Source organism: Kribbella sp. NPDC003557 (assembly GCF_040610805.1).
Taxonomy (GTDB): domain Bacteria; phylum Actinomycetota; class Actinomycetes; order Propionibacteriales; family Kribbellaceae; genus Kribbella.
This window is the reverse complement of the sequence record NZ_JBEXMY010000001.1, coordinates 436,093-459,342: the sequence shown is the minus strand read 5'-3', so window position 1 is coordinate 459,342 and position 23,250 is coordinate 436,093. Positions and strand designations below refer to the sequence as shown.

The following is a 23,250-nucleotide window of genomic DNA, read 5'->3' as shown; positions in this document are numbered from 1 at the left end:
CCCGAATTTGGCAAGAATGGGCACTGCACGATTGGGCGACTCGGGGTGGAGCCGCCCAACCTCAAGGGGTCACTTGACGGCGGCCCGCAGGTCGTCCTTGTGCAGGTTGAGCCAGGTTTCGAAGGACTCCAGGTCCGGGTTCAGTTCGCGCACCTCGGCGAGGTCGCGGTCGCGGTGAAGTCGTCGTGGTTCTCGGCGTGGAACTGGGGGGCCGCGGGCTGTTCTTCACGTGATGCTCGCGAGGAATCCGGTAGACGGTGGCCCGCGAGACGCCGTACGTCCTGGCGAGCTCATCGGCGGCTGTACCGCGCTGCAGTCGCCGGCCAGGCCGGGCTCGACCTCGGGTGCGAGTCTGCGGGGCCGATGGCGTCACCGGGTACGCGTGATAGCGGCAGTCAGACATCGCAGAGCCCGGCGCAGAGAGCACGGTGGCAGTCCGATCTCGCACGAATCCAACTCATGCAGGTCGTCGGTCAGACCCGGGCGCTCCCGCAGCTCCTCGCAGACACCGGCCCGAGTCACCCCATGAAGTCGACGTAGCGCTCCGACCTGGTGCATTCGGACGACCCGAAACTGATCGGCGCATTGTCGAAATCGCAGTCCACCGTGCGAAGGCGAGCATCGTTCTCCGGCCACTGGAAGTCACATCGCGCCCAGGTCCCGGAACCGTGCCCGTTCCTGCAGACATAGATGTTGTCGACAGTGAAGCCGATCTGCCCGAGTGCTGATCTGCCGTCGCTGTCGGTGTCCCGCACGAAGACCACGTCTCCGTCCCGCTTGATGCACACTGCGGCGTTCGGATGACTGCCGTCGTTGTTGTCCCACAGACAAAGGTCAGTGCGTGCGCGAACTTGGTCAGCAGTGAGGTCGACCTGTTCACCGGTTCCACAGTGGAGCCAGTCGTATGCGCAATCATCGAAGTAGCCCGCATCAGCGTGAGCAACGGGAAGATGCGCTGCCCCAGGAACGACGATTTGCCCGAATCCGAGTAAAAGACTCGCCGCCGCGATGGCAGCAGCGCGGCCTATGCCCTTGCGCAACATTCTCGAACCTCCTCGTCGAGGCGTGATCGTGCGACAGTGAAGCACACAGGGCCGGGTGGTGTGAACGGCCCGAGCTCGGTTGGACTCCTGCGCCCCGGGGTGTCCGACCAGGTGGCGGCTAGCGCGACGTCGAGGGGCCCGGCTGGGGGATCGCCCAGGCCGCCGGCATCAGCGAAGACGACACTTTTCGCGCTCTGCGGCGCCTGGCATCAGACGGCCTGCTCGACGTCGCATGGCTGAACCTGGCGCGCGCTGCACGTGTTCGGGGCGTCACCGGCGAGGCGAGGTGTCTCGGATCGCCTGCTGGATAAGCATGAGGCCGATGGCGACGGCGAGTCCGGCGAAGAACGTGGCAGCGAGTTTCAGCATTTGGTCATCCTGTCGCAGCCGGTCGACGGGGCCAGTCGGGCGTTGTGCGCGAGAGAGGACAGCCAACTCCCGTCGCTCGAGGTTCCGGTCGGCGTGCGATCGAGGAAGTCCGGGTCGTTCATCGGTTCGATCTGCAGGATGAATCGAGCCCTCCACCAGTCCCCAGGGTCCAATCGAGGCGACTCGACATGGTGCGTGGTGAGCTCTTTGCCGACGGCTGGTTGCGCGACCGCGAAGGCGACTGCCAAGCGCGTGGTATCCGCCACCCCTCCGGGCATGGGACGGCGCTGGAGGGGTGGCCGGGGTTGTTGACGACTCTGATGAACCCGCGCTGCTCGAGTCCGCAGCGTCTCCTGGACTCGCCGCTCTGGCGCTTCGGTCTTGTTCCGTCGCTGTTCCGTGAGACGTCGCCAACGGATGGTCAACAGCCCGAAATATCTCTCAGTGATGTTGGACGGCTCAAGGCGCGAGCCGCCCTACATCAGGGTCACTGGATTGCGGCCCGGAGCTCGTCCTTGTGCAGGTTGAGCCACGTTTCGAAGGACTCCAGGTCCGGGTTCAGCTCGCGGACCTCGGTGAGGTCGCGGTCGCCGGTGAAGTCGTCGTGGTTCTCGGCGTAGAACTGGAACATGTTGGCCATCTCGACGGCCATCGGGAACGGGTAGGAGCGGTACTCGTCGAGGGTCGGGGAGTGGTAGACGACCTTCTCGCCGATGGTGTCGGACAGGGCGGCGGCGTACTCGTCGCCGGTCAGGTGGTCGCCGGCGATGCTGATGGTCTCGCCGATCAGGTCGGGGCGCTTGAGGATCGCGAGGGCGGTGCGGCCGATGTCGTCGGAGGCGACGCCGGACAGGCGGCGGTCGCCCATCGGGAACGTGATGGTCAGGGTGCCGTCGGCCCCGCGGGCCGGCGCCATGGCGGTGACGAACGCGTCGAAGTAGAACGTGGTCCGCAGCAGCGTCGTCGGGACGCCGGCCTTGGTGAAGATCTCGTCGGCCTCGCCCTTGGCGTCGAAGTGCGGGACCTTGTAGCGCCCGTCGTCGAGGCTCGGGACGTCGTCGCGGCCGGCGAAGAACGGCCGGGTGTCCTCGAGCGTCGACCAGACGAGGTGCCGTACGCCGGCGTCGCGCGCGGCCCGCGCGGCGGTCTCGGCCTGGGCGAGCTCCATCTCGGCGCGGGTCCGGACGGCCTCCTCCTCGGGCGTCAGCGGAGCCCAGTAGTTCGTCACCACGAAGGCGCCGTACGCACCGTCGAACGCGGCCCGCACGCTCGCCTCGTCGTCGAGGTCGGCGGCGACCACCTCGGCCCCGGCCGCGGCGAGCTCCCGCGCAGCGCCGGAGTCCGGGTTCCGGGTCAGCGCCCGGACGGCGAAGTCGCCGGACGGATCCGCCAGGATCGCGCGGACCAGCCCGCCGCCCTGCGCTCCGGTGGCCCCGACGACGACGATCAGCTTGCTCATATCCACTCCTCAAAGAGTCGGGTTGATGTGTCAACTCGACTAAGATAGCGCGTTGGGTTGATGTGTCAACCCAGCCGGGTAGGATGGTGGGCGTGAGCAGCAAAGGACCCTGGTTGGACGACGGCGAGCAGAAGTCGTGGCGCAGTTATCTGCTGATGAAGCGGACGCTCGAGACGCACCTGGAGCGTCACCTCCAGCGCGAGTTCGGCCTGTCCGGATCGGATTTCGAGATCCTGGTCAACCTGTCCGAGTCCGACGCCGGCCGGATGCGCGCGTTCGAGCTGAGCCGTTCGACGCAATGGGAGAAGAGCCGGCTGTCCCATCACCTGACCCGGATGGAGAAGCGCGGCCTGATCCGCAAGGAGGCCTGCGACTCGCGGTACCCGGAGATCGTCATCACCGAGGAGGGCCTGGCGGCGATCAAGGAGTGCGCGCCGGCGCATGCCGCACGCGTCCGGGAGTTCTTCGTCGATGTGTTCGGGCCGGACCGGTTCGCGGTGCTGGGTGAGGTCTCCGACGAGGTCGTCGACGCGATCGGCCGGCACTGCGACGACGACTGCCCGTTGGAGGCGCGCTCCTGAGGACTGCTCTCAGAGAGCTTTCAGGAGAACTTGACGGTGGCTTGATCTTCCCTTGGAGTGCGGCTGAGCAGCCTCGACCGAGGCTTGCTGCATGGTCACCACACACGCATCCCGACCCAACCGCCGGCGCTGGCTCCACCGAGCGTCCGCGGCCGCGATAGCCACCGCCGTCCTCGGCGTCGGCGCGACCGGGATCTCGGTCGCCGTCGTGTCGTCGAAGCACTCCAGCGGCACCGGAACAACGGCCACATCCAGCGATTCGAATTCCACCTCCACGTCCAGTTCGGGCTCCGACGACAGCAGCAGCAGCTCGAGCGGGCTCGGCTCGGCCGACTCCGGTTCGACCTCGCAGGGCGGGAGCAACGGGTCATGACCGCCTCCCGCACGTGGACCGCGTGGAGCTGCACGGTCCGGCTGACCGTCGACGACCCCGCCGTACTCGGGGCAGCGTGCGGTGAGCTCAAGGCGCTGATGGACCGCGTCGACAAGGCCGCGAGCCGGTTCCGTCCGGACTCCGAGCTGTCGGTCGTCAACACCCGCGCCGGCGCACTCGTACCGGTGTCGCGGCTGCTCGTCGACCTTGTCGACGTGAGCCTGGTCGCGGCCCAGCTGAGTGGTGGTGCGGTGGACCCGACCGTCGGCCCGGCGGTGATCGCGGCCGGGTACGACGCCGACATCGAGGCCGTACGCCGGCGCTTCCCGCAGCCGGCCGGGGACCCGAAGCCGGTCGTCGGCTGGCAGGAGGTCCGCCTCAACCGGAAGCTGGCGCTGCTCGGCGTGCCCAAGGACTGCGCTCTCGACCTCGGCTCCACTGCCAAGGCTTGGACCGCGGACCGGGCGGCCAACGTGATCAGCAAGCGGTACGGCTGCGCTGTCCTCGTCGAGATCGGCGGCGACCTCCGTGCGGCGGGTACACCGAAGGAGCCGTGGGTCATCACCGTGGCGGAACGTGCCGGCGACCAGGGTGTCCTCGTCACGCTCGCCCATGGCGGGCTCACCACGTCGACCCGGACGGTACGGCGTTGGCAGACCCCGACCGGCTACGGCCACCACGTCATCGACCCGCGCACAGGTCGCCCCGCCGACGGTCCGTACCGAACGGCATCCGTCTGGGCGCCGACCGCCGTACGCGCGAACACCTTCAGCACAGCACTGATCGCCACTGGCGAGGCGGCTGTCGGCCGGCTCACGCTGGCCGGTCACCCGGCACGGCTGATTGCTGACGACGGTGAGGTCACAGAGCTGTCGGGGTGGCCGACGGCGAGCAGGGCCGCCTGATGACGCTGTGGTACCTGGCCCGCGCAGCCGGCGTGGTCACCATGGTCATGTTCACGGTGTCTGCTGTGCTCGGCATGGTCATGCCGGTCGTACGGCGGGCAGAGCCTCGCTTCTGGCTGCAGTACGTCCATCGGTCGGCAGCCGTGACCGGACTGGTCCTGCTGGCGACCCATGTGGTCGCGGTCATCGCCGACAGCTACGTGGCCATCAGTCCGACTGTCCTTGTGTGGCCGTTCGGCGCCGGCTACCGGCCCTTCGCCATGTTTATCGGTGCGCTTGCTCTTTACAGCCTTGTACTGGCCGCACTTGTCGGCGCGGCCCGCGGCCGGTTGGCCGTGTCCGCGTCGTTCACGAAGCACTGGCGCAAGCTCCACATCGCCGCGTCGGTCGGGTGGCTGCTCTCCATCGGCCACGCCCTGCTGGCAGGTACCGACCGCGGTACGCCGTGGATGCTCGGCATCACGCTCGGCTGCTTGGCCGCCGTGGCCACTGCCGGCGCGTACCGCCTCAACGCAACGCCCACACGAGCCTGGAGGACGCAGTGATTACGGCCGAGGACACGAGGGTCATCGGTGAGGCCAGAGTCCTCGCCGGACTCGACCAGGGTCGCCTGGACCTTCAGCGGCACCTTCTGACGCACGGTCCGCAGCCGGAGCTCACCCGCGACGACTACGTACGGCTCTGTGAAGCGGTAGGGCTCAGGGGGCGCGGCGGGGCAGCGTTCCCGGTCGCGCTGAAGCTGCAGGACCTGCCAGCTCGTGGTGTGGAGGCCGTCGTGGTCAACGGGTCGGAGAGCGAGCCGGTGAGCCGAAAAGACAGGCTGCTCCTCACGCGGTCGCCGCACCTGGTTCTGGACGGCGCAGTCGGTCTGGCGCATGCGCTGCGGGCGCCCCACGTGCTGATCGCCGTACACGACAACGCCGCGGCCAGGTCGCTGCGTGAGGCGCTGCTGGAGCGCGACGACCGGCTGGCGATCGAGGTGCGCGAGACGCCAGGACGCTTCGTCGCAGGTGAGGCTCGTGCCGTGCTGAGCGCACTGGAGGGCGGCAACGCCGTACCACCCGGTCGGCGGGTGCTGCCGACGCGGAAGGGGTACCACCGGCGCCCGACCTTTCTGTCGAACGTGGAGACGTTCGCACAGCTAGCCGTCCTCGCGCGGCTCGGGTCCCGCGGGTTCAGCAGTACCGGTCTGTCGAGCGAGCCAGGCACCCAGCTGCTGACGATCGACGGAGCCGTCCAACGGCCCGGTGTGATCGAGACACCCACCGGCGTCCCACTCGACACCGTCCTGCAGTACGCCGGAGCAGAGCCCGGACCTGTCCTGCTGGGCGGCTACCACGGGCGCTGGCTGGCGCAGACCGAGGGCGTGCTGCTGCAGCGGCCGGAGGTGTCGGCCGGCATCGTCCTGGCGCTCGGCTCCAGCACCTGCCCGCTCGGCGAGGTCACCAGGGTCGCTGAATGGCTGAGAGGTCAGTCAGCCGGACAGTGCGGGCCTTGTGTCTTCGGTCTGGCGTCGCTGGTCGACGACTTCGCCCGGCTGACCGTGGGCGACGCGCAGGGCTGGCACGACGCCCAGCGGCACCTCGGTCTGGTCCCGGGCCGCGGAGCCTGCGCGCACCCGGACGGGACTGCGAGGTTCCTCACATCGGCGCTGGAGGTGTTCGGCGACGACGTACGGCGTCACCTGTCCGGTCAGGGATGCGGCCGGCCGGTTCTGGGAGTCCTCGGAGGTACCCGATGAACAAGGTGGAGATCGACTGGACCAGGTGCGACGGCCACGGCTTGTGCGCCGGCCTGCTGCCCGACGACATCGTCCTCGACGAGTGGGGATTCCCGGTCCTGCGCGGCCGTGAAATCACCGCCGGTGAGCTCCCGGACGCGCGCCGCGCAGTCCTCGCCTGCCCCGCTCTCGCACTGCGCCTCGCGAATCGGTGACAGGCCCGTCCCGACACCACACCAGTGACAAGAGTGGACTAATCTCTGAGTGACCGCACAATGTCGTGCGGTCCGGCGCGAGCGACGCCGACGTCACGTGTGGAGACGGTGGGGAATGCAGAGCAAGCTGGACGTCCAGAAGGCCGATGTACTCGCCAAGGCGGTCGCCGCGGGAACACATGGGCACGACAAGTCGGCCGACCCGGGCAGGCTGAAGGCGTTCCTCGAGCAGTACTACCGGCACGTCGCCGCCGAGGACGTCGCCGAGCGCCAGCCGAACGACTGTCTGGGCGCCGCGCGGCACCATTACAAGTCCGCGATGTCGCGCCCGCAGGGGACCGCGAAGGTGCACGTCTTCACGCCGACGCTGGAGGAGCACGGCTGGTCCGCGAGCGGCCGGACCGTGGTCGAGATCGTCATCGACGACATGCCGTTCCTGGTGGACAGCGCCTCGATGGCGATCACCGAACGCAACCTCGAGCTGCAGCTGCTGATCCACCCGCAGTTCGTGGTCCGGCGCGACGTCGCCGGCACCCTGCAGGAGGTCCTGGACGACACCACGACCGCGGACGGCCACGACCTGGTCCGCGAGAGCTGGATGCACCTGGAGATCGAGCGGATCGCGGACGTCGCCGAGCAGCGCGCCCTCGAGAAGGCGCTGCAGAAGGTCCTGAACGACGTCCGCGAGGCGGTCGAGGACTGGCCGAAGATGCACGAGAAGGCGGTCAGCATCGCCGCCGGCCTGGACGCCGCCGACCTGCCGGTCTCCGAGGGCGAGGTGGAGGAGGCGCGGGAGCTGCTCGAGTGGCTGGCCGACGAACACTTCACGTTCCTCGGCTACCGCGAGTACGACTTCACCATGGAGGGGCAGCAGGGGATCCTGCGCGGCAGCCCCGGGACCGGGCTGGGCATCCTCCGGCCGGACCCGAAGCCGGGCTCCGGCAAGCTGCCGCCGGAGGTGAGCGCCAAGGCGCAGGAGCGGAAGCTGCTGATCCTGACCAAGGCGAACTCCCGCTCCACGGTGCACCGGTCGACCTACCTGGACTACGTCGGCATCAAGCAGTTCGACGCGAACGGCGACCCGGTCCGCGAGTGCCGGTTCATCGGCCTGCTGTCGTCGACGGCGTACACCGAGAGCGTCATGCAGGTCCCGGTGCTGCGGCGCAAGGCGCTGGAGCTCTTCCGCCAGACCGGCTTCGACCCGAACAGCCACAGCGGCAAGGGCCTGCTCGACGTCCTGGAGACCTACCCGCGCGACGAGCTGCTGCAGGCGCCGGTCGAGGACCTGCTGCCGATCGTGCAGTCGGTGCTGCACCTGCAGGAGCGGCGCGCGGTCAAGCTGTTCGTCCGCCGCGACGTCTACAACCGGTACCTGTCCTGCCTGGTGTACCTGCCGCGTGACCGCTACACCACGGCCGTCCGGCTGAAGATGCAGCAGATCCTGCAGGACGCGATCGGCGCCGAGACCGTCACGTACGCCGCTTACGTCACCGAGTCGGTGCTGGCCCGCGTGCACTTCGTGGTGCGGATGAAGCAGGGCGAGACCGTCGGTGAGTACGACGCGGAGCTGTTGGAGCAGCAGGTCGTCGAGGCGACCCGGGCGTGGGAGGACGACTTCACCGCGGCGCTGCACGCACAGGGCGGCGACGGCGCGGTCACGAAGCTGTCCCGCCGGTACGCCGGCGCGTTCCCGGAGGCGTACAAGGAGGACTTCGACGCGCGCGTCGCGGTCAACGACGTGCACGTCCTCGAGGGACTGCCCCCTGCGAACGGGCTGGCCATGTCGCTCTACACCCCGCTCGACGAGGAGTGGGAGGACGAGCGGCGCTTCAAGGTGTACCGCAGCGGGTCGCCGCTGTCGCTGTCGCAGGTCCTGCCGCATCTGAGCGCGATGGGCGTGGAGGTCGTCGACGAGCGCCCGTACGAGATCCGCAGGGCCGACGGCACGATGGCCTACATCTACGACTTCGGCCTGCGGGCGCCGGAGGACACCGACGAGCGCGAAGAGCTGCGCACGCTGTTCTCCGACACGTTCCGGGCGGTGTGGGACGGCCGGGCGGAGTCCGACAAGCTGAACGCGCTGGTGCTGCGCGGCAACCTCAGCTGGCGGCAGGTGTCGATCCTGCGCGCCTACCAGCGCTACATCCGCCAGGGCGGTACGCCGTTCAGCCAGGACTACATCGAGAACACCTTCCTGAACCACGTGGACGTGGCACGCCTGCTGGTGCAGCTGTTCGAGACCAGCTTCGACCCGGCGCGCGGCCCCGCCGACGACCCGGACCGCGGCATGCTCACGGACCAGCTGGAGAAGGAGATCCTGGCCGCGCTGGACACGGTGCAGAGCCTGGACGAGGACCGCATCCTGCGGTCGTACCTGACCGTCATGAAGGCGACGCTGCGGACCAACTACTTCCAGCCGGGCGCCGACGGGCAGCCCCGCTCGTACATCTCGCTGAAGCTGGAGCCGAAGGCGATCCCCGACCTGCCGCAGCCGCGGCCGGCGTACGAGATCTTCGTGTACTCGCCGCGCGTCGAAGGTGTGCACCTGCGGTTCGGCGCCGTGGCCCGCGGCGGTCTGCGCTGGTCGGACCGGCGCGAGGACTTCCGCACCGAGGTGCTCGGCCTGGTGAAGGCGCAGATGGTGAAGAACTCGGTGATCGTGCCGGTCGGTGCGAAGGGCGGGTTCTTCGCCAAGCAGCTGCCCGACCCGGCCGCGGACCGCGACGCCTGGCTGGCCGAGGGCATCGCGTCGTACCGGACCTTCATCTCCGGGCTGCTCGACATCACCGACAACATCGTTGCCGGCGACATCGTTCCGCCGCGCGACGTGGTCCGGTACGACGGTGACGACGCCTACCTGGTCGTCGCCGCGGACAAGGGCACGGCGACGTTCTCGGACATCGCGAACGGTGTCGCGAAGGAGTACGGGTTCTGGCTCGGCGACGCGTTCGCCTCCGGCGGATCGGTCGGCTACGACCACAAGGCGATGGGGATCACCGCCCGCGGCGCGTGGGAGTCGGTCAAGCGGCACTTCCGCGAGATGGGCCACGACTGCCAGAGCGAGGACTTCACGGTCGTCGGCGTCGGCGACATGTCCGGTGACGTGTTCGGCAACGGGATGCTGCTGTCGGAGCACATCCGGCTGGTCGCGGCGTTCGACCACCGGCACATCTTCCTCGACCCGGCGCCGGACACGGCCGCCTCGTTCGCCGAACGGCGGCGGCTGTTCGACCTGCCGCGGTCGTCGTGGGCGGACTACGACGCGTCGCTGATCTCGGCCGGCGGCGGCGTGTTCCCGCGCACCGACAAGGCGATCCCGATCTCGGCCGAGGTCCGCTCCGCGCTCGGCATCGAGAGCACGTCGCCGACGATGACACCGGCCGAGTTGATGAACGCGATCCTGAAGGCGCCGGTCGACCTGTTCTGGAACGGCGGCATCGGCACCTACGTGAAGTCCACCGCCGAGTCGAACGCCGACGTCGGCGACAAGGCGAACGACGCGATCCGGGTCAACGGGTCCGAGCTGCGCGCCCGCGCGGTCGGCGAGGGCGGCAACCTCGGCTGCACCCAGCTCGGCCGGATCGAGTACGCCGCGGCCGGCGGCCGGATCAACACCGACTTCATCGACAACGTGGCCGGCGTGGACACCTCCGACCACGAGGTGAACATCAAGATCCTGCTCGACACCGTGGTCGCCGACGGGGACCTGACCGAGAAGCAGCGCAACGACATCATCGCGTCGATGACCGACGAGGTCGGCGCGCTGGTGCTGAAGAGCAACTACCGGCAGAACATCGCGCTCGCCAACGCCGGCGCGCAGGCGGCCGCGCTCATGCACGTCCACCAGGACTGGGTCCGGCGGCTCGAGAAGCAGGGCCTGCTCGACCGCGAGCTGGAGTTCCTGCCGAGCGTGACGGAGTTCAAGCGCCGCAAGGCCGAGGGCCGCGGGCTGACGTCGCCGGAGCTGTCGGTGCTGATCGCCTACACCAAGATCGTGATGGAGGCCGAGCTGCTCAAGACCTCGCTGCCCGACGACGCGTATCTGAAGCACAAGCTCGCCAGCTACTTCCCGAAGGCGATCCAGGAGCGGTTCACCGACCAGATCCAGAGTCATCAGCTGCGCCGCGAGATCATCACCACGCAGGTGGTCAACGAGTTCGTGAACACGTCCGGCATCACGGCGTACCACCGGCTCTCGCTGGAGACCGGCGGGACCGTCGAGGACGTCGTCCGGGCGAACCTGGCCGCATCCCGGATCTTCGCGCAGCCCGAGCTGCTGTCGCGGAACTCCGACCTGGACAACGTCGTGGACGCCGGGACGCAGACGCACATGCGGCTGGAGACCCGGACGCTGGTCGAGCGTGCGACCCGGTGGCTGGTCAGCAACCGGCGGCCCCCGGTCGACATCGAGGAGCTGATCGAGTTCTTCGGTCCGGGGATCGCGAAGCTGACGGCGGCGCTGCCCGACGTACTGCGCGGGCGCGAGCTGGCGCTGTTCGAGCAGCGGCGCGAAGCCCTGGTGCAGAAGGGAGTCTCGGACGAGTTCGCGACCCGGATCGCGGTGCTGCCGCCGGCGTACGCCGGGCTCGGGATCGTGGAGACGGCGTCGCGCGACGACATCGACATCTTCGAGGTCGCGAAGGTGCACTTCGCGCTCGGCGAGCGGCTGCAGCTCGGCCGCTTCCTGGAGCGGATCATCGGCCTGCCGCGGACCGATCGCTGGCAGACCATGGCCCGCGCCGCGCTCCGCGACGACCTGCACGCGGTGCACGCCCGCCTGACCCGTCAGGTCCTCGCGACCACCGACCCGTCGGCCGACCCCGAGGACCGGGTCGTCACCTGGCAGGACCAGAACGCCACGGCCCTGGCCCGCGCCGCCACCATGCTCGAGGAGATCGTCGAAACCGAAGGCCCCGAACTCGCCCACCTCTCGGTCGGCCTCCGCCTGGTCCGGACGCTGATCGCCAGCCAGGCTTAGCGTTCGGAGACGACGACGTCGACGGAGTACTGGTCGGCGCGGTAACAGTGGTTGCCGTACTCGACCGGTGATCCGTCGGCGGCGTAGGCGGAGCGGGTCATCGTGATGAGCGGCTCCGCCTTCGACATGTGCAGGGTGCGGCGTTCCTCGGCGGTCGCGTTGCGGGCGCCGATCCGCTGGCGCGCGACCGTCGGCCGGACGCCGCGGGCCCGCAGTACGGCGTACAGGCCGTCGCTCGTCAGCTCGTCGAGCGTCAGGTCGTTGAGGGCCGGCGGCAACCAGTTGCGCAGGATCGCGAGCGGCAGGTCGTCGGCGTACCGGAGCCGGACGATCGCGACCAGCGGCGTGCCCGGCGGGACCTCGAGGACGGCGGCGGCGCGGTCGTCCTGCGCCGCGCAGTCCAGCGCCAGCACCTCGGTCCGCGGCGTCCGGCCCTCGCGGGCGAGGTCGTCGTACAGGCTGGTCAGCTCGGCCTTGCGGTGCACCATCTGGTTCGCGACCGTGGTGCCGATGCCGCGGCGGCGGACCAGCAGCCCCTGGTTCACCAGCTCCGAGATCGCCCGCCGGACCGTCGGTCGGGACAGGCTCAGCCGGTCGGACATGCCGATCTCGTTCTCGAACGGATCGCCCGGACGCAGCCGGCCCTCCGTGATCGCGGCCGTCAACTGCTCGGCCAGCTGGTGGTACAGCGGCACCGGGCTGCTCCGATCGAGCTGGATCGGCAGCATGGCGGTCATGAACGGATGCTACAGGCATATGTGCCGACGTGAGAATGTGTTAACAAAGTATTGACACCCGGGCCACGCGGCCGGAAAGCTGACGAGCAACCAGCGCGCCGCGGGGACTGTGGCGCGCCGTTCTCGAGAGGGGCAGCGCGGATGCGGATCGGGTTGGTCGGGGTCGGGCGGATCGGGGCGTTCCACGCCGCGACGCTGAAGGGTTTGCCGGCGGTGGATCAGGTGGTCGTCGCCGACGCCGACCCGGACCGGGCCGAGGTGGTCGCGAAGGAGCTCGGCGTCGAGTCCGCCCCCGACGTACCGGCGCTGCTCGCGTCCGGTGTCGACGGGTTCGTGATCGCGGCGGCGACGTCCGCGCACGCTGCGCTGATCGAGGCCGGTCTGGCGGCCGGCGTACCCACGTTCTGTGAGAAGCCGGTCGCGCTGGACCTCGCCGAGACGTCGCGGGTGGTGGAGTTGGTCGAGGCGTCCACGGTGCCGGTACACATCGGTTTCCAGCGCCGGTTCGACGCCGGGTACCAGGCGGCGCGGGCGGCCGTGGCGTCGGGCGAACTCGGGTTCGTGCACCACATCCGGGCGAACACCAACGACGCCTTCCCGCCGCACCGCGAGTACATCCCGCAGAGCGGCGGCTTCTTCCGCGACTGCACCGTGCACGACTTCGACATCATCCGGTACGTCACCGGCCGCGAGGTCGTCAGCGTCTACGCGACCGGCGCGAACCGCGGCGAGACCTTCTTCGGCGAGTACGGCGACGTCGACTCGGCGGCGGCGCTGCTGACGCTCGACGACAACACGTTCGTCGCGGTCAGCGGCACGCGCTACAACGGCGCCGGGCACGACGTCCGGATGGAACTGCACGGCAGCCTCGGCTCGATCGCGGTCGGCCTGGACTCGCACACCGCGCTCCGCTCGGCCGAGCCCGGTGTCGGCTTCCCGGAGGGGCCGCCGCACATGACCTTCATGGACCGGTTCCAGCCCGCGTACGTCGCCGAGCTGACCGCCTTCATCGAGGTCGTCGCCGGCACCCGCGAGGTGCCGTGTACGGTCCGGGACGCGCTCGCGGCCTTCCGGATCGCCGACGCCTGTGAACTGTCCCGCCACGAGAACCGCATCGTCACGCTGTGAAGGGCCTCCTCGACATGACTGAACTTGCCGCCCGTATCGCCGGCGCCCCGATCTCGTGGGGTGTGTGCGAGGTGCCGGGCTGGGGCTGGCAGTACGACGCCGAGACCGTACTCGCGGAGATGCGCACGGTCGGGCTGGCGGCGACCGAGTTCGGCCCGGACGGTTTCCTGCCCGACGACCCGTCCGACAAGGCGAAGAAGCTGGCGGACGTCGGCCTTCGGGCTGTGGGCGGATTCGTGCCGGTCGTCCTGCACGACCCTTCGCACGACCCGGCTCCGGAGGTCGCCGCCGCGTTGGAGGGATTCGTCGCGGCCGGTGCCGGGACGCTGGTCCTCGCCGCGGCGACCGGCCAGGACGGCTACGACGAACGCCCGGAGCTGGACTCGGCCGGGTGGAGGACGCTGCTCGCCAACCTGGACAAGCTGTCCGCGCTTGCGGCCTCGCGCGGCGTGCTCGCGACCGTCCACCCGCACGTCGGGACGATGGTCGAGAACGCTACGGACGTCGCACAGGTGCTGGAGGGGTCCTCCATCGGTCTGACCCTGGACACCGGGCACCTGCTGATCGGCGGGGTCGACCCGGTGGCGCTGGCCGTCGAGCACACCGCCCGGATCCGGCACACGCACTTGAAGGACGTGGACGCCGCGTGGGCCGCGCGGGTGCAGTCCGGCGAGGTCACCTACACCGACGCCGTGAGCGCCGGGATGTACCGGCCGCTGGGCGCCGGCGACATCGACATCACGACGATCGTCAGCACGCTGGAGAAGTCCGGGTACGACGGTTGGTACGTGCTCGAGCAGGACACGATCCTGCCGGCCCGCCCGGTGGACGAAGGGCCCGTGGTCGACGTACGGGCGAGTATCGCGCACCTGCGGTCGATCGCGGCGGAGCTGGGATGACTGCCCCCGGGACCCGTGCGGATGGGAAGGTCTGATGGTGGACGACGTACTGACGATCGGGCGCATCGGGGTCGACCTGTACCCGCTGCAGATCGGGACACATCTGGAAGACGTCACCTCGTTCGGCAAGTTCCTCGGCGGGAGCGCGACGAACGTGGCGGTGGCAGCGGCACGGCACGGCCGGAAGACGGCGGTGATCAGCCGGACGGGCAACGACCCGTTCGGCACGTTCATCCACCGCACCCTCGGCGAACTTGGCGTCGACGACCGCTTCGTCACGCCCGTAGACGGCCTACCGACACCGATCACCTTCTGCGAGATCTTCCCCCCGGACAACTTCCCCCTCTACTTCTACCGCTTCCCGAAGGCCCCCGACCTGGTCATCAACCCTTCAGAACTAGACCTGGCCGCCATCCGGGACGCCAGAATCTACTGGTCCACAGTCACCGGCCTCTCCGCCGAACCCTCCCGCTCCGCCCACTTCACAGCCTGGGAAGCCCGCGGCAGAACCACCTCGCCACACTCCACCACCCCGGGACCTGCCGACGCCGCCAACCCCACACCGCCCTCGCCGGGCAACGCCGCGACGGGCTCCTCCGGGACTCCCGGCGGTGGGTCTTCGGGACCCCGGTTCACGGTGCTGGACCTGGACTACCGTCCGATGTTCTGGGCGGATCCGACCGAGGCGCACGAGCAGGTTTCGCGCGCGCTGGAGTACTGCACCGTTGCTGTCGGCAACCGTGAGGAGTGTGAGGTCGCCGTCGGCGAGACCGACCCCGACAAGGCCGCCCAGGCCCTCCTCGACCGCGGCCTCGAACTGGCCGTCGTCAAACAAGGCCCCCGCGGCACCCTCGCCCGCACCCGCGACGAGCGCGTCGAGGTCCCGCCGTACCCGGTCGAGGTCGTCAACGGCCTCGGCGCCGGCGACGGCTTCGGCGGCGCCCTCTGCCACGGCCTCCTCTCCGGCTGGCCGCTGGAGAAGATCATCCGCTTCGCGAACACCGCCGGCGCAATCGTCGCCTCCCGCCTCGAATGCTCCACCGCCATGCCCACCACCGAAGAGGTCCTCGCCCACCTGGGAGCCGAATCATGACCCCCCACGACGAAGACCAGTACACCGAACACGCCCGCCCCATCCCCATCCACCGCCCCGAAGACCCCGACCCCACCACCCTCACCCCCGGCCCCAACGACCCAACAGTCGTCGCGCACAGAGACCCAAACACCCCAACGCCCCCCGGCCCCACCGCGCCGGACAGCCCGCGGGGTGCTGGACATACCGCGCCGGCGGACCCCACGGGTGCTGGCCGCCGAGGGGCGGGCGCCCCGACGGTTGCTGAGTACGACGGGTCGGATGACCCGACGATCATCGGTCACGTGGGATCGAACCGTCCGGCGGGTGCCGGGCATGTCAGGTCGAACGATCCGGCAGTTCGTGCGTACGTGGGGTCAGACGACCCGACGGTGATCGCGCACCGCCCCGAGGTCGGCGGCCCCGACGACCCAACAGTTATCTCAGACTCGTCGCAGCACGGCTCTCACGCGACGTCCGGCGGACCCGCCGAGCGCAGCAGCCGCCCGACGCAGGCCACGCCCTCACCCGGACCCGGAGCCCAGAACGCTCCCGGGATGCCCAGCGCGCGGTTGCCTGGAAGCGCGTCCGCGGGACCCGCCGCGAGCCAGTACGCCGACCCGGACGCCCCAACCGCAGGCCTAAACGACCCAACCGCAGGCGTGAACGACCCGACCGCAGGGCTGAATGACCCGACCGCAGGCGTGAACGACCCGACCGCAGGGCTGAACGACCCGACCGTCCCCGTACGCCGCGCAGACAGCCCCAGCCCCGACGATCTGACAGTAATGCTCGACACCTCCCAAGCTCAGGCAACCCCCGACGGCCAAACAACAGTCATCGGAACCCTCAGCCTCCCCACTCCCACCTCAGCCGTGCGTGAGCAAGCCGCCCGCGAGCAGGGCGTGCGTGAGCGGGGCGTTGGCGAGGAGAGCGTTCGTGCGCAGGCTGCGGGTGTGTCTGCTGGAGGCGGCCTGGGACGCGGCGAGGCGGCGACATCGCTTGGTCATCAGTTGAGTGGTGTGACCGTACGCGGTGAGCAGCGGGCGACCGTACCCGCTCCACAGGCGGAGCAGTCGTCGCACGCATCGCGAGCCGAGCGTGGTGGGAACGCCAGTGAAGAAGCGCTCGCAAATGACCAGACGCGCGATCTGGAACCGGCAAGCACACGCGCAGAGGCCGCGACCACGGATGAAGCCGACACGGCAAGTCAGCCGCTCGTCGATCAGTCGGTCCCGTCGGACGACCAACAGTCGGGCGCGCCGTCGGGCATCCCGACAACCGACGACGAGACTGCCGAGCAGTCGGCCGTCTCCGCGCACGCCGGCGCACCTCAGCCTGACGCGGAGGTAGGAGCAGGCGCTCCGGCGACCGAGCCTGGCGGCGACGACCCAGTCGTCGAGGCATCGACCGATAGTCCCGCGGGACGAGCTGGCTCGGTTGATGGAGCGGATGCCGGCGAACAAGAAGCCGCAGGCACCGCGGGTACTGGCAGCGCGGCTGACAGGTCCATTGCGAGTTCAGTTGGTGTAGTCGGTGCAGCTGAAGTGGTCGGCGCGGTGGGGGCTCTTGGTACGGCGCCTGACGCGGCCGATGCTGGAGTTGAGCGCGGTTCGGTCGGGCAGTCACCGGGAGATGTCGACGAAGGTGTAGGTGGCCAGGCGGCTGGGCATGTGGCGGGCGAGGCGAGTCGGCTGTCGGGTGATGACGCGGCTGGGTTGTCGGATGAGCGTGCTGCGGGCCTGGCCGGTGAGGCGACTGCGGGGGCGACTGGTGCTCCGGACGGCGATGCAGGTGGTGAGACCGCCGCTGCCGGCGAGCGGGCGAGTGCTGGTGAGGAGCTGGCTGGTTCTGTCGGCGGGCACGCTGGCGCTGCTGCGAAATCAGTCGGTGCGGCTGTGGGGGCAGTCGGTCCTGCCACGGGGGCAGTTCGTGGTGGGAGTGGGCAGGCCGAGGCTGTTCACGCGTCGGCTGGTGAGGTGACTGGTGAGGGTCTGGCCGGTGTGCGGGGAGTTGTGGGGGATTCTGGTGGGCGTGAGTGGGGGGATGAGTGGAGAGAGTTCGGGGAGCGGTTGGGGGAGTTGACTGAGGTTCGGGTTCGGCATCCGGAGCGGGTGGCTGAAGGGTGGTTGCAGCGGCGGACCCGGGCGTTGGTGGGGGATGACGGGCGGCTGTTGATCGTGGCGGCGGATCATCCGGCGCGGGGAGCGCTGGGGGTGCGTGGGGATCGGATGGCGATGGGGAGCCGGGCGGATCTGATTGCTCGGTTGATGATCGCGTTGGAGCGGCCTGGGGTCGACGGCGTGCTGGCCACGCCGGATGTGCTGGAGGACCTGCTCCTGCTGGGCGCGCTGGAAGGCAAGGTCGTCATCGGGTCCATGAATCGGGGCGGGCTGCAGGGTGCGGCGTTCGAGTTGGACGATCGGTTCACGGCGTACCGGACTGCGGACGAGGTCGCGGCGCGGCGGCTCGACGGCGGGAAGATGCTGACGCGGATCGACCTCGACGATCCGGGGACCGTGGCGACGTTGGAGAGCAGCGCGGCGGCGGTGACCGGGTTGGCCGAGCACAAGTTGATGGCGATGGTCGAGCCGTTCTGGTCGACGCGCGGCGAGGACGGGCGGGTCACGAACCTGCTCGACCCCGACTCGGTCATCAAGTCGATCCAGATCGCGTCCGGTCTCGGCGCGACGAGTGCGTACACCTGGCTGAAGCTGCCGGTCGTGGACGAGCTCGATCGCGTGATGGAGGCGACGACGTTGCCGACGCTGCTGCTCGGCGGCGATCCGACCGCCGCTCCGGAGGCGACCTACGCCTCGTGGGGCAAGGCGCTCGAACTGCCGTCGGTCCGTGGACTCGTGGTCGGACGTGCGCTGCTGTTCCCGCCCGACGGTGACGTGGCCGCGGCCGTCGACCAGGCCGCCGCCCTTGTCCACGGCGACGCGGTATGACCCGGACTGCTGACGTTCCGAGGAAGGACAGTTGGGATGACTGAATGGGTTCGGCCGGCCGGGACCGCGGCGAGTGACGGCTTCGAGTTGGCGGTGCGGCCGGGCGAGGCGCAGTGGCACCACAGCGGGCTCCTGGTGCGGAGCCTGCTGCCGGGGCAGTCGGTCGAGATCGAGACCGGGGACTGTGAGTACATCGTCCTTCCGTTGAGTGGCTCGGCCGAGGTGATCGTCGACGGCGAGGCCGTCCCGCTGGGTGGCCGGGCCGACGTGTTCGCCGGCGCGACGGATCTGGCCTACGTGCCGCGCAACTCGACCTTCGCCGTCGTCAGCGCCGGCGGCGCGCGGATCGCGTTCCCGCACGCGAAGGCGGCGACGGACCGTCCGTTCCGGCGGATCGGCGTCGACGAGGTCGAGACCGAACTGCGGGGTGCGGGGGTCGCGTCCCGGCAGGTCCGCAACTTCGGCACGCCGGGGGTCCTCGACGCGGACTCGATCATTGCCTGTGAGGTGATCACACCGGCCGGGAACTGGTCGTCCTACCCGCCGCACAAGCACGACGAGCACAAGCCGGGGAAGGAGAGCGAGCTCGAGGAGATCTACTACTTCGAGCTGCAGCTGTCCGACGACGTGCCGGAAGGTGTCAAGGGCAACGACCCGATCGGCTACCAGCGGGTCTACGGCACCGAGGAGCGGCCGATCGACGTGCTGGCCGAGGTCCGCAGCGGTGACGTCGTGCTGGTCCCGCACGGCTGGCACGGTCCGGCGATGGCGCCGCCCGGCTACGACATGTACTACCTGAACGTGATGGCCGGCCCCGGCACCGAACGCCAGTGGCTGATCACCGACGACCCGCAGCACGCCTGGGTCCGCGAGTTGTGGAACTCCCAACATATCGATCCGCGCCTGCCTTTCGGACAAACAGGAGAAAACTCATGACGGTACGTCTCACGGTCGCGCAGGCGCTGGTGCGATTCCTGAGCGTCCAGTACTCGGAGCGGGACGGCGTTCGGCAGCGGCTGATCGCCGGCTCGCTGGGCATCTTCGGCCATGGCAACGTGGCCGGGCTCGGCCAGGCGTTGCTGCAGTCCGAGCTCGAAGACCCGAAGGCGTTGCCGTACATCCTGGCCCGCAACGAGCAGGCCATGGTGCACACCGCGGCAGCCTTCGCCCGCACCCGTGACCGGCTCCAGACCTACGCCTGCACCGCAAGCGTGGGCCCGGGCTCGACCAACATGGTGACCGGAGCGGCCCTGGCGACGATCAACCGGTTGCCGGTGCTGATCCTCCCTTCCGACGTGTTCGCGACGCGGGTGGCGACACCCGTGCTGCAGGAGCTGGAGAGTTTCGGTGCCGGTGACGTGTCGGTCAACGACGCCTTCCGCCCGGTGTCGAAGTACTTCGACCGCATCTGGCGTCCCGAACAGTTGCCGTCGGCACTGATGAACGCGATGCGCGTGCTGACCGACCCGGTCGAGACCGGCGCGGTGACGCTTGCGCTGCCGCAGGACGTGCAGGCCGAGGCCTACGACTGGCCGGAGGAGCTGTTCGCCGAGCGCACCTGGTACGTCGCACGGCCCTTGCCAGAGACATCAATTGTCGACAAGGCGGTAGAGCTTCTACGGTCCGCGCAACGACCGCTGATCGTCGCCGGTGGCGGTGTGCACTACTCCGGCGCCGAGGAGGCGCTGCGGGAGTTCGCGGAGCGGACCGGTATCCCGGTGTCGGAAACCCAAGCAGGCAAGGGATCGCTGACCTACGATCACCCGCAATCGGTGGGTGCGGTCGGGTCGACCGGCACCACGGCGGCGAACGCGCTGGCTCGTGACGCCGACGTCGTGATCGGGATCGGAACCCGCTACAGCGACTTCACGACAGCGTCGCGAACCGCGTTCCAGAATCCGCGGGTCCGCTTCCTGAACATCAACGTGGCGCGCTTCGACGGTGACAAGCATGCCGGCCTCCCGGTAGTGGCCGATGCCCGGGAAGCCCTTGTTTCATTGGGATCCGCGCTCGGCGAGTGGTCCGTGGATGCCAAGTACACCGCTGAGGCGCAGGAACTCACAAGGAACTGGAACAGAACTGTGGACGCAGTTTTCCGGCCCTCCGCCGAAGTCACGGCGAAACTGGCCGAAGGACTGCTGACACAGGGCGAGGTGATCGGTGCCGTCAACGAATTGTCGGCGGCGTCTGATGTGGTTGTCTGCGCGGCCGGCTCGATGCCGGGTGACCTCCACAAACTGTGGCGGCCGCGCGACCCGAAGGGATACCACGTCGAATATGGCTTCTCCTGCATGGGATACGAGATCGCCGGCGGGCTCGGCGTGCGGCTCGGAGCGCCGGATCGCGACGTGTTCGTCATGGTCGGCGACGGGTCGTACCTGATGATGTCGAGCGAGCTGGCCACCGCGGTCCAGGAGAACCTCAAGATCATCGTGGTTCTCGTGCAGAACCACGGCTTCGCGTCGATCGGCGCGCTCTCGGAGTCGCTCGGTTCCCAGCGGTTCGGGACGGCGTACCGCAAGCGCACGGGCGATGGCCGGCTCGACGGCGACTACCTACCGGTCGACCTCGCGGCGAACGTACGCAGCTTCGGTGTCGACGTGATCGACGTGCACAGCCGGCCCGAGCTGGAGAAGGCGATCCAGACCGCGAAGGCGGCCACGGGACCGATCGCGATCCACGTCACCACAGATCCGTTGGTGGGCGGGCCGGACAGCGACTCCTGGTGGGATGTCCCGGTCAGCGAGGTCTCGGAGCTGCAGTCCACCCAGGCCGCGAGCGCGACCTACGAGGAGAGCAAGAAGGCCCAGCGGGCGTACCTGGCTCCGGTCGAAGGCGACCGCTGATGGGCAGAGTCGACATCGGTACGGCGCCGGACTCGTGGGGAGTCTGGTTCGCCGATGACGCGCAGCAGACGCCGTGGACCCGGTTCCTCGACGAGGTCGCCGCGGCCGGGTACACGCGGATCGAGCTCGGTCCGTACGGCTATCTGCCGACAGATCCGGTTCGGCTGAAGGATGAGCTCGACCGACGGGGCCTCACGATGACCGCGGGGACGACGTTCGAGCAGCTGCATCGCGCCGGCGGCTGGGACGCGACCTGGCGCGACGTCGTGAAGACCGCCGAGCTGACCGCCGCGATGGGCGCGAAGCACCTCGTCGTGATGCCGTCGATGTGGCGCGGTGACAACGGTGAGGTCGTCGAGGAGCGACTGGACCGCGAAGGGCAGGCGAGACACGGGCAGGCCGTGACCGAGCTGGGGCGCCGGCTGGCGGAGGAGTTCGGGCTCCGGACGCAGTACCACCCGCATGCGGACGGCCATGTCGACACGCAGGACACCGTCGAGCGCTTCCTCGAGGAGACCGACAGCGCCTTCGTCAACCTGTGCCTCGACACCGGGCACATCAGCTACTGCGGCGGCGACAACCTCGAGCTGATCCGGAAGTATCCGGAGCGGATCGGTTACGTCCACCTGAAGCAGGTGGATCCGAAGGTCCTGGCCGAGGTCGACGGACTGAGCTTCGACGAAGCGGTACGGCGGGGCGTGATGTGCGAGCCGCCGAACGGCGTACCCGAGCTGCCGCCGGTGCTGGACGCACTGGCTGCGTTGGACGCCGACGTGTTCGCGATCGTCGAGCAGGACATGTACCCGTGCGCGCCCGATGTGCCGCTGCCGATCGCGGAGCGGACGTTGGCCTATCTCACTGGATGTGGGGGTGGCGGATCGAGATGACGACCGCGGGAGTGTGACACTCTCGGGTCCCACGCAAGTCCGCGGACTGACCGCGGAACACCTGAAAGGCTGGTACCAACTCATGGTTCGGTGGCAGAAGAAGGCGACGGCCGCGGTCGCGGCGGTCGCGCTCGCCGCGGCGCTGGCCGCGTGCAGCTCCTCCGGCGGCAAGCAGAAGGAGGAGAGCTCCGGCGACAGCGGCGGCAAGGTGGCCGACACGCCGCGGATGAAGGTTGCCCTGATCACCCACTCGGGTCCTGGTGACACCTTCTGGGACATCGTCCGGCGCGGCGCCGAGGCGGCCGCGAAGAAGGACAACATCGAACTGCAGTACTCCGCCGACCCGGACGGCGCGGCCCAGGCGAACCTGGTGCAGACCGCGATCGACTCCAAGGTCGACGGCATCGCGGTGACGCTGAACAAGCCCGACGCGGTGATCCCGAACGTGAAGAAGGCGATCGCGGCCGGGATCCCGGTGACGATCCTGAACGGCGGGCTCGACCAGTGGAAGACCACCGGCGCGCTCGGCTACTTCGGCCAGGACGAGCGGATCGCCGGCCAGGCGACCGGTGACAAGCTCAAGCAGCTCGGCGCGAAGAAGGTCATCTGCGTCATCCACGAGCAGGGCAACGTCAGCCTGGAGGCCCGCTGCCAGGGCATCAAGGACAAGTTCGGCAATGTCGAGAACGTCAACGTCAACGGCACCGACCAGCCTGGTACGCAGGCCACCCTGACCTCGAAGCTGCAGGCGGACAAGACCGCCGACTACGTCGTCGCGCTGAACGCGGGCATCGCACTGACCGCGGTTCAGGCGGCCAAGGACGCTGGTTCGTCGGCGAAGATCGGCAGCTTCGACATGAGCAAGGAGATGGCCAAGGCCGTCGCCGACGGGACCGTGCAGTTCGCCGTGGACCAGCAGCCGTACCTGCAGGGCTACCTGGCGATCGACGGGATCTGGCTCTACCGGACCAACGGCAACACCATCGGCGGCGGTGAGGCGACCCTGACCGGGCCGGCCTTCATCGACAAGTCGAACATCGCGGCCGTGCAGAAGTTCGCCGAAGCCGGGACGCGCTGAGGTAGCGCC

Annotated in this window: 21 protein-coding genes; 14 read left to right on the top strand and 7 right to left on the bottom strand. The window is 69.2% G+C overall.

Annotation, left to right across the window (positions count from 1 at the left end; genetic code table 11):
* Positions 1-61: 61 nt before the first annotated feature.
* The 3 genes from ABZW60_RS02250 to ABZW60_RS02240 all read right to left on the bottom strand — a co-directional run bounded on the left by ABZW60_RS02250 (position 62) and on the right by ABZW60_RS02240 (position 2,871).
* The gene (locus tag ABZW60_RS02250; protein ID WP_355473144.1) at positions 62-403 is read right to left on the bottom strand and encodes a helix-turn-helix domain-containing protein; all 342 of its coding nucleotides are present in this window, start codon (positions 401-403) and stop codon (positions 62-64) included.
* 115 nt (positions 404-518) lie between these two features.
* A complete protein-coding gene (locus tag ABZW60_RS02245) occupies positions 519-1,043 on the bottom strand; it encodes a hypothetical protein (protein ID WP_355473143.1) in 525 nt (174 codons plus the stop codon).
* Between the two features lie 856 nt (positions 1,044-1,899).
* Positions 1,900-2,871, bottom strand: a complete 972-nt coding sequence (locus ABZW60_RS02240; protein ID WP_355473141.1) for an NmrA/HSCARG family protein — start codon at positions 2,869-2,871, stop codon at positions 1,900-1,902.
* 83 nt (positions 2,872-2,954) lie between these two features.
* Between ABZW60_RS02240 and ABZW60_RS02235 the strand changes: the two genes are divergently transcribed.
* Positions 2,955-3,452 carry a MarR family winged helix-turn-helix transcriptional regulator gene (locus ABZW60_RS02235; protein ID WP_355473140.1) on the top strand — a complete coding sequence of 166 codons (498 nt, stop codon included), beginning with the start codon at positions 2,955-2,957 and terminating at the stop codon, positions 3,450-3,452.
* Between the two features lie 9 nt (positions 3,453-3,461).
* Here ABZW60_RS02235 and ABZW60_RS02230 read toward each other — a convergent pair whose 3' ends face one another.
* Positions 3,462-3,815: a hypothetical protein gene (locus ABZW60_RS02230; RefSeq protein ID WP_355473138.1), complete on the bottom strand. Its 354-nt coding sequence runs from the start codon at positions 3,813-3,815 to the stop codon at positions 3,462-3,464.
* A gap of 6 nt (positions 3,816-3,821) precedes the next feature.
* On the opposite strand from ABZW60_RS02230, the gene ABZW60_RS02225 reads away from it, so the two are divergent.
* From ABZW60_RS02225 to ABZW60_RS02205, 5 genes are all read left to right on the top strand, one after another.
* On the top strand, positions 3,822-4,730 hold the full coding sequence (locus tag ABZW60_RS02225; RefSeq protein WP_355473136.1) for an FAD:protein FMN transferase: 909 nt from the start codon (positions 3,822-3,824) through the stop codon (positions 4,728-4,730).
* Positions 4,703-5,275, top strand: coding sequence for a hypothetical protein (locus tag ABZW60_RS02220; protein WP_355473135.1), 573 nt, complete (start codon positions 4,703-4,705; stop codon positions 5,273-5,275). The genes ABZW60_RS02225 and ABZW60_RS02220 overlap by 28 nt, the downstream gene beginning before the upstream one ends.
* Positions 5,272-6,471, top strand: a complete 1,200-nt coding sequence (locus ABZW60_RS02215) for an NADH-ubiquinone oxidoreductase-F iron-sulfur binding region domain-containing protein (RefSeq protein WP_355473133.1) — start codon at positions 5,272-5,274, stop codon at positions 6,469-6,471. Before ABZW60_RS02220 ends, ABZW60_RS02215 begins: the two co-directional genes overlap by 4 nt.
* Positions 6,468-6,665 carry a ferredoxin gene (locus ABZW60_RS02210; RefSeq protein ID WP_355473131.1) on the top strand — a complete coding sequence of 66 codons (198 nt, stop codon included), beginning with the start codon at positions 6,468-6,470 and terminating at the stop codon, positions 6,663-6,665. Before ABZW60_RS02215 ends, ABZW60_RS02210 begins: the two co-directional genes overlap by 4 nt.
* 115 nt (positions 6,666-6,780) lie before the next feature.
* Complete coding sequence (locus ABZW60_RS02205; RefSeq protein ID WP_355473129.1) at positions 6,781-11,643, top strand: NAD-glutamate dehydrogenase; 4,863 nt, start codon at positions 6,781-6,783, stop codon at positions 11,641-11,643.
* Here the strand turns inward: ABZW60_RS02205 and ABZW60_RS02200 are convergent.
* Positions 11,640-12,380, bottom strand: a complete 741-nt coding sequence (locus ABZW60_RS02200) for a GntR family transcriptional regulator (RefSeq protein WP_355473127.1) — start codon at positions 12,378-12,380, stop codon at positions 11,640-11,642. The genes ABZW60_RS02205 and ABZW60_RS02200 overlap by 4 nt on opposite strands.
* A gap of 141 nt (positions 12,381-12,521) precedes the next feature.
* Between ABZW60_RS02200 and ABZW60_RS02195 the strand changes: the two genes are divergently transcribed.
* From ABZW60_RS02195 to ABZW60_RS02185, 3 genes are read left to right on the top strand one after another with little or no spacing between them, the layout of a single operon-like run.
* Complete coding sequence (locus ABZW60_RS02195) at positions 12,522-13,508, top strand: Gfo/Idh/MocA family oxidoreductase (RefSeq protein WP_355473125.1); 987 nt, start codon at positions 12,522-12,524, stop codon at positions 13,506-13,508.
* 14 nt (positions 13,509-13,522) lie between these two features.
* On the top strand, positions 13,523-14,407 hold the full coding sequence (locus ABZW60_RS02190; RefSeq protein ID WP_355473123.1) for a sugar phosphate isomerase/epimerase: 885 nt from the start codon (positions 13,523-13,525) through the stop codon (positions 14,405-14,407).
* A 34-nt stretch (positions 14,408-14,441) separates the two neighbouring features.
* Positions 14,442-15,500 (top strand): 5-dehydro-2-deoxygluconokinase, encoded by a 1,059-nt coding sequence (locus tag ABZW60_RS02185; protein WP_355473121.1) that lies wholly within the window; start codon positions 14,442-14,444, stop codon positions 15,498-15,500.
* 848 nt (positions 15,501-16,348) lie between these two features.
* On the opposite strand, the gene ABZW60_RS02180 is transcribed toward ABZW60_RS02185, so the two are convergent.
* Positions 16,349-16,801: a hypothetical protein gene (locus ABZW60_RS02180; RefSeq protein ID WP_355473119.1), complete on the bottom strand. Its 453-nt coding sequence runs from the start codon at positions 16,799-16,801 to the stop codon at positions 16,349-16,351.
* Positions 16,802-17,104: 303 nt separating this feature from the next.
* Positions 17,105-17,344, bottom strand: a complete 240-nt coding sequence (locus ABZW60_RS02175) for a hypothetical protein (RefSeq protein WP_355473118.1) — start codon at positions 17,342-17,344, stop codon at positions 17,105-17,107.
* A 207-nt stretch (positions 17,345-17,551) separates the two neighbouring features.
* On the opposite strand from ABZW60_RS02175, the gene ABZW60_RS02170 reads away from it, so the two are divergent.
* The 5 genes from ABZW60_RS02170 (at position 17,552) to ABZW60_RS02150 (ending at position 23,241) form a co-directional block, all read left to right on the top strand.
* The gene (locus tag ABZW60_RS02170; RefSeq protein WP_355473116.1) at positions 17,552-18,430 is read left to right on the top strand and encodes a deoxyribose-phosphate aldolase; all 879 of its coding nucleotides are present in this window, start codon (positions 17,552-17,554) and stop codon (positions 18,428-18,430) included.
* 36 nt (positions 18,431-18,466) lie between these two features.
* Entirely contained in the window at positions 18,467-19,366 is a 900-nt protein-coding gene (gene iolB / locus ABZW60_RS02165; RefSeq protein WP_355473114.1) for a 5-deoxy-glucuronate isomerase, read from the top strand.
* Positions 19,363-21,276, top strand: coding sequence for a 3D-(3,5/4)-trihydroxycyclohexane-1,2-dione acylhydrolase (decyclizing) (iolD, locus tag ABZW60_RS02160; RefSeq protein ID WP_355473112.1), 1,914 nt, complete (start codon positions 19,363-19,365; stop codon positions 21,274-21,276). The genes iolB and iolD overlap by 4 nt, the downstream gene beginning before the upstream one ends.
* Entirely contained in the window at positions 21,276-22,163 is an 888-nt protein-coding gene (locus ABZW60_RS02155) for a TIM barrel protein (RefSeq protein WP_355473110.1), read from the top strand. The genes iolD and ABZW60_RS02155 overlap by 1 nt, the downstream gene beginning before the upstream one ends.
* Positions 22,164-22,245: 82 nt before the next feature.
* A complete protein-coding gene (locus tag ABZW60_RS02150) occupies positions 22,246-23,241 on the top strand; it encodes a substrate-binding domain-containing protein (protein ID WP_355473108.1) in 996 nt (331 codons plus the stop codon).
* Positions 23,242-23,250 lie beyond the last annotated feature (9 nt).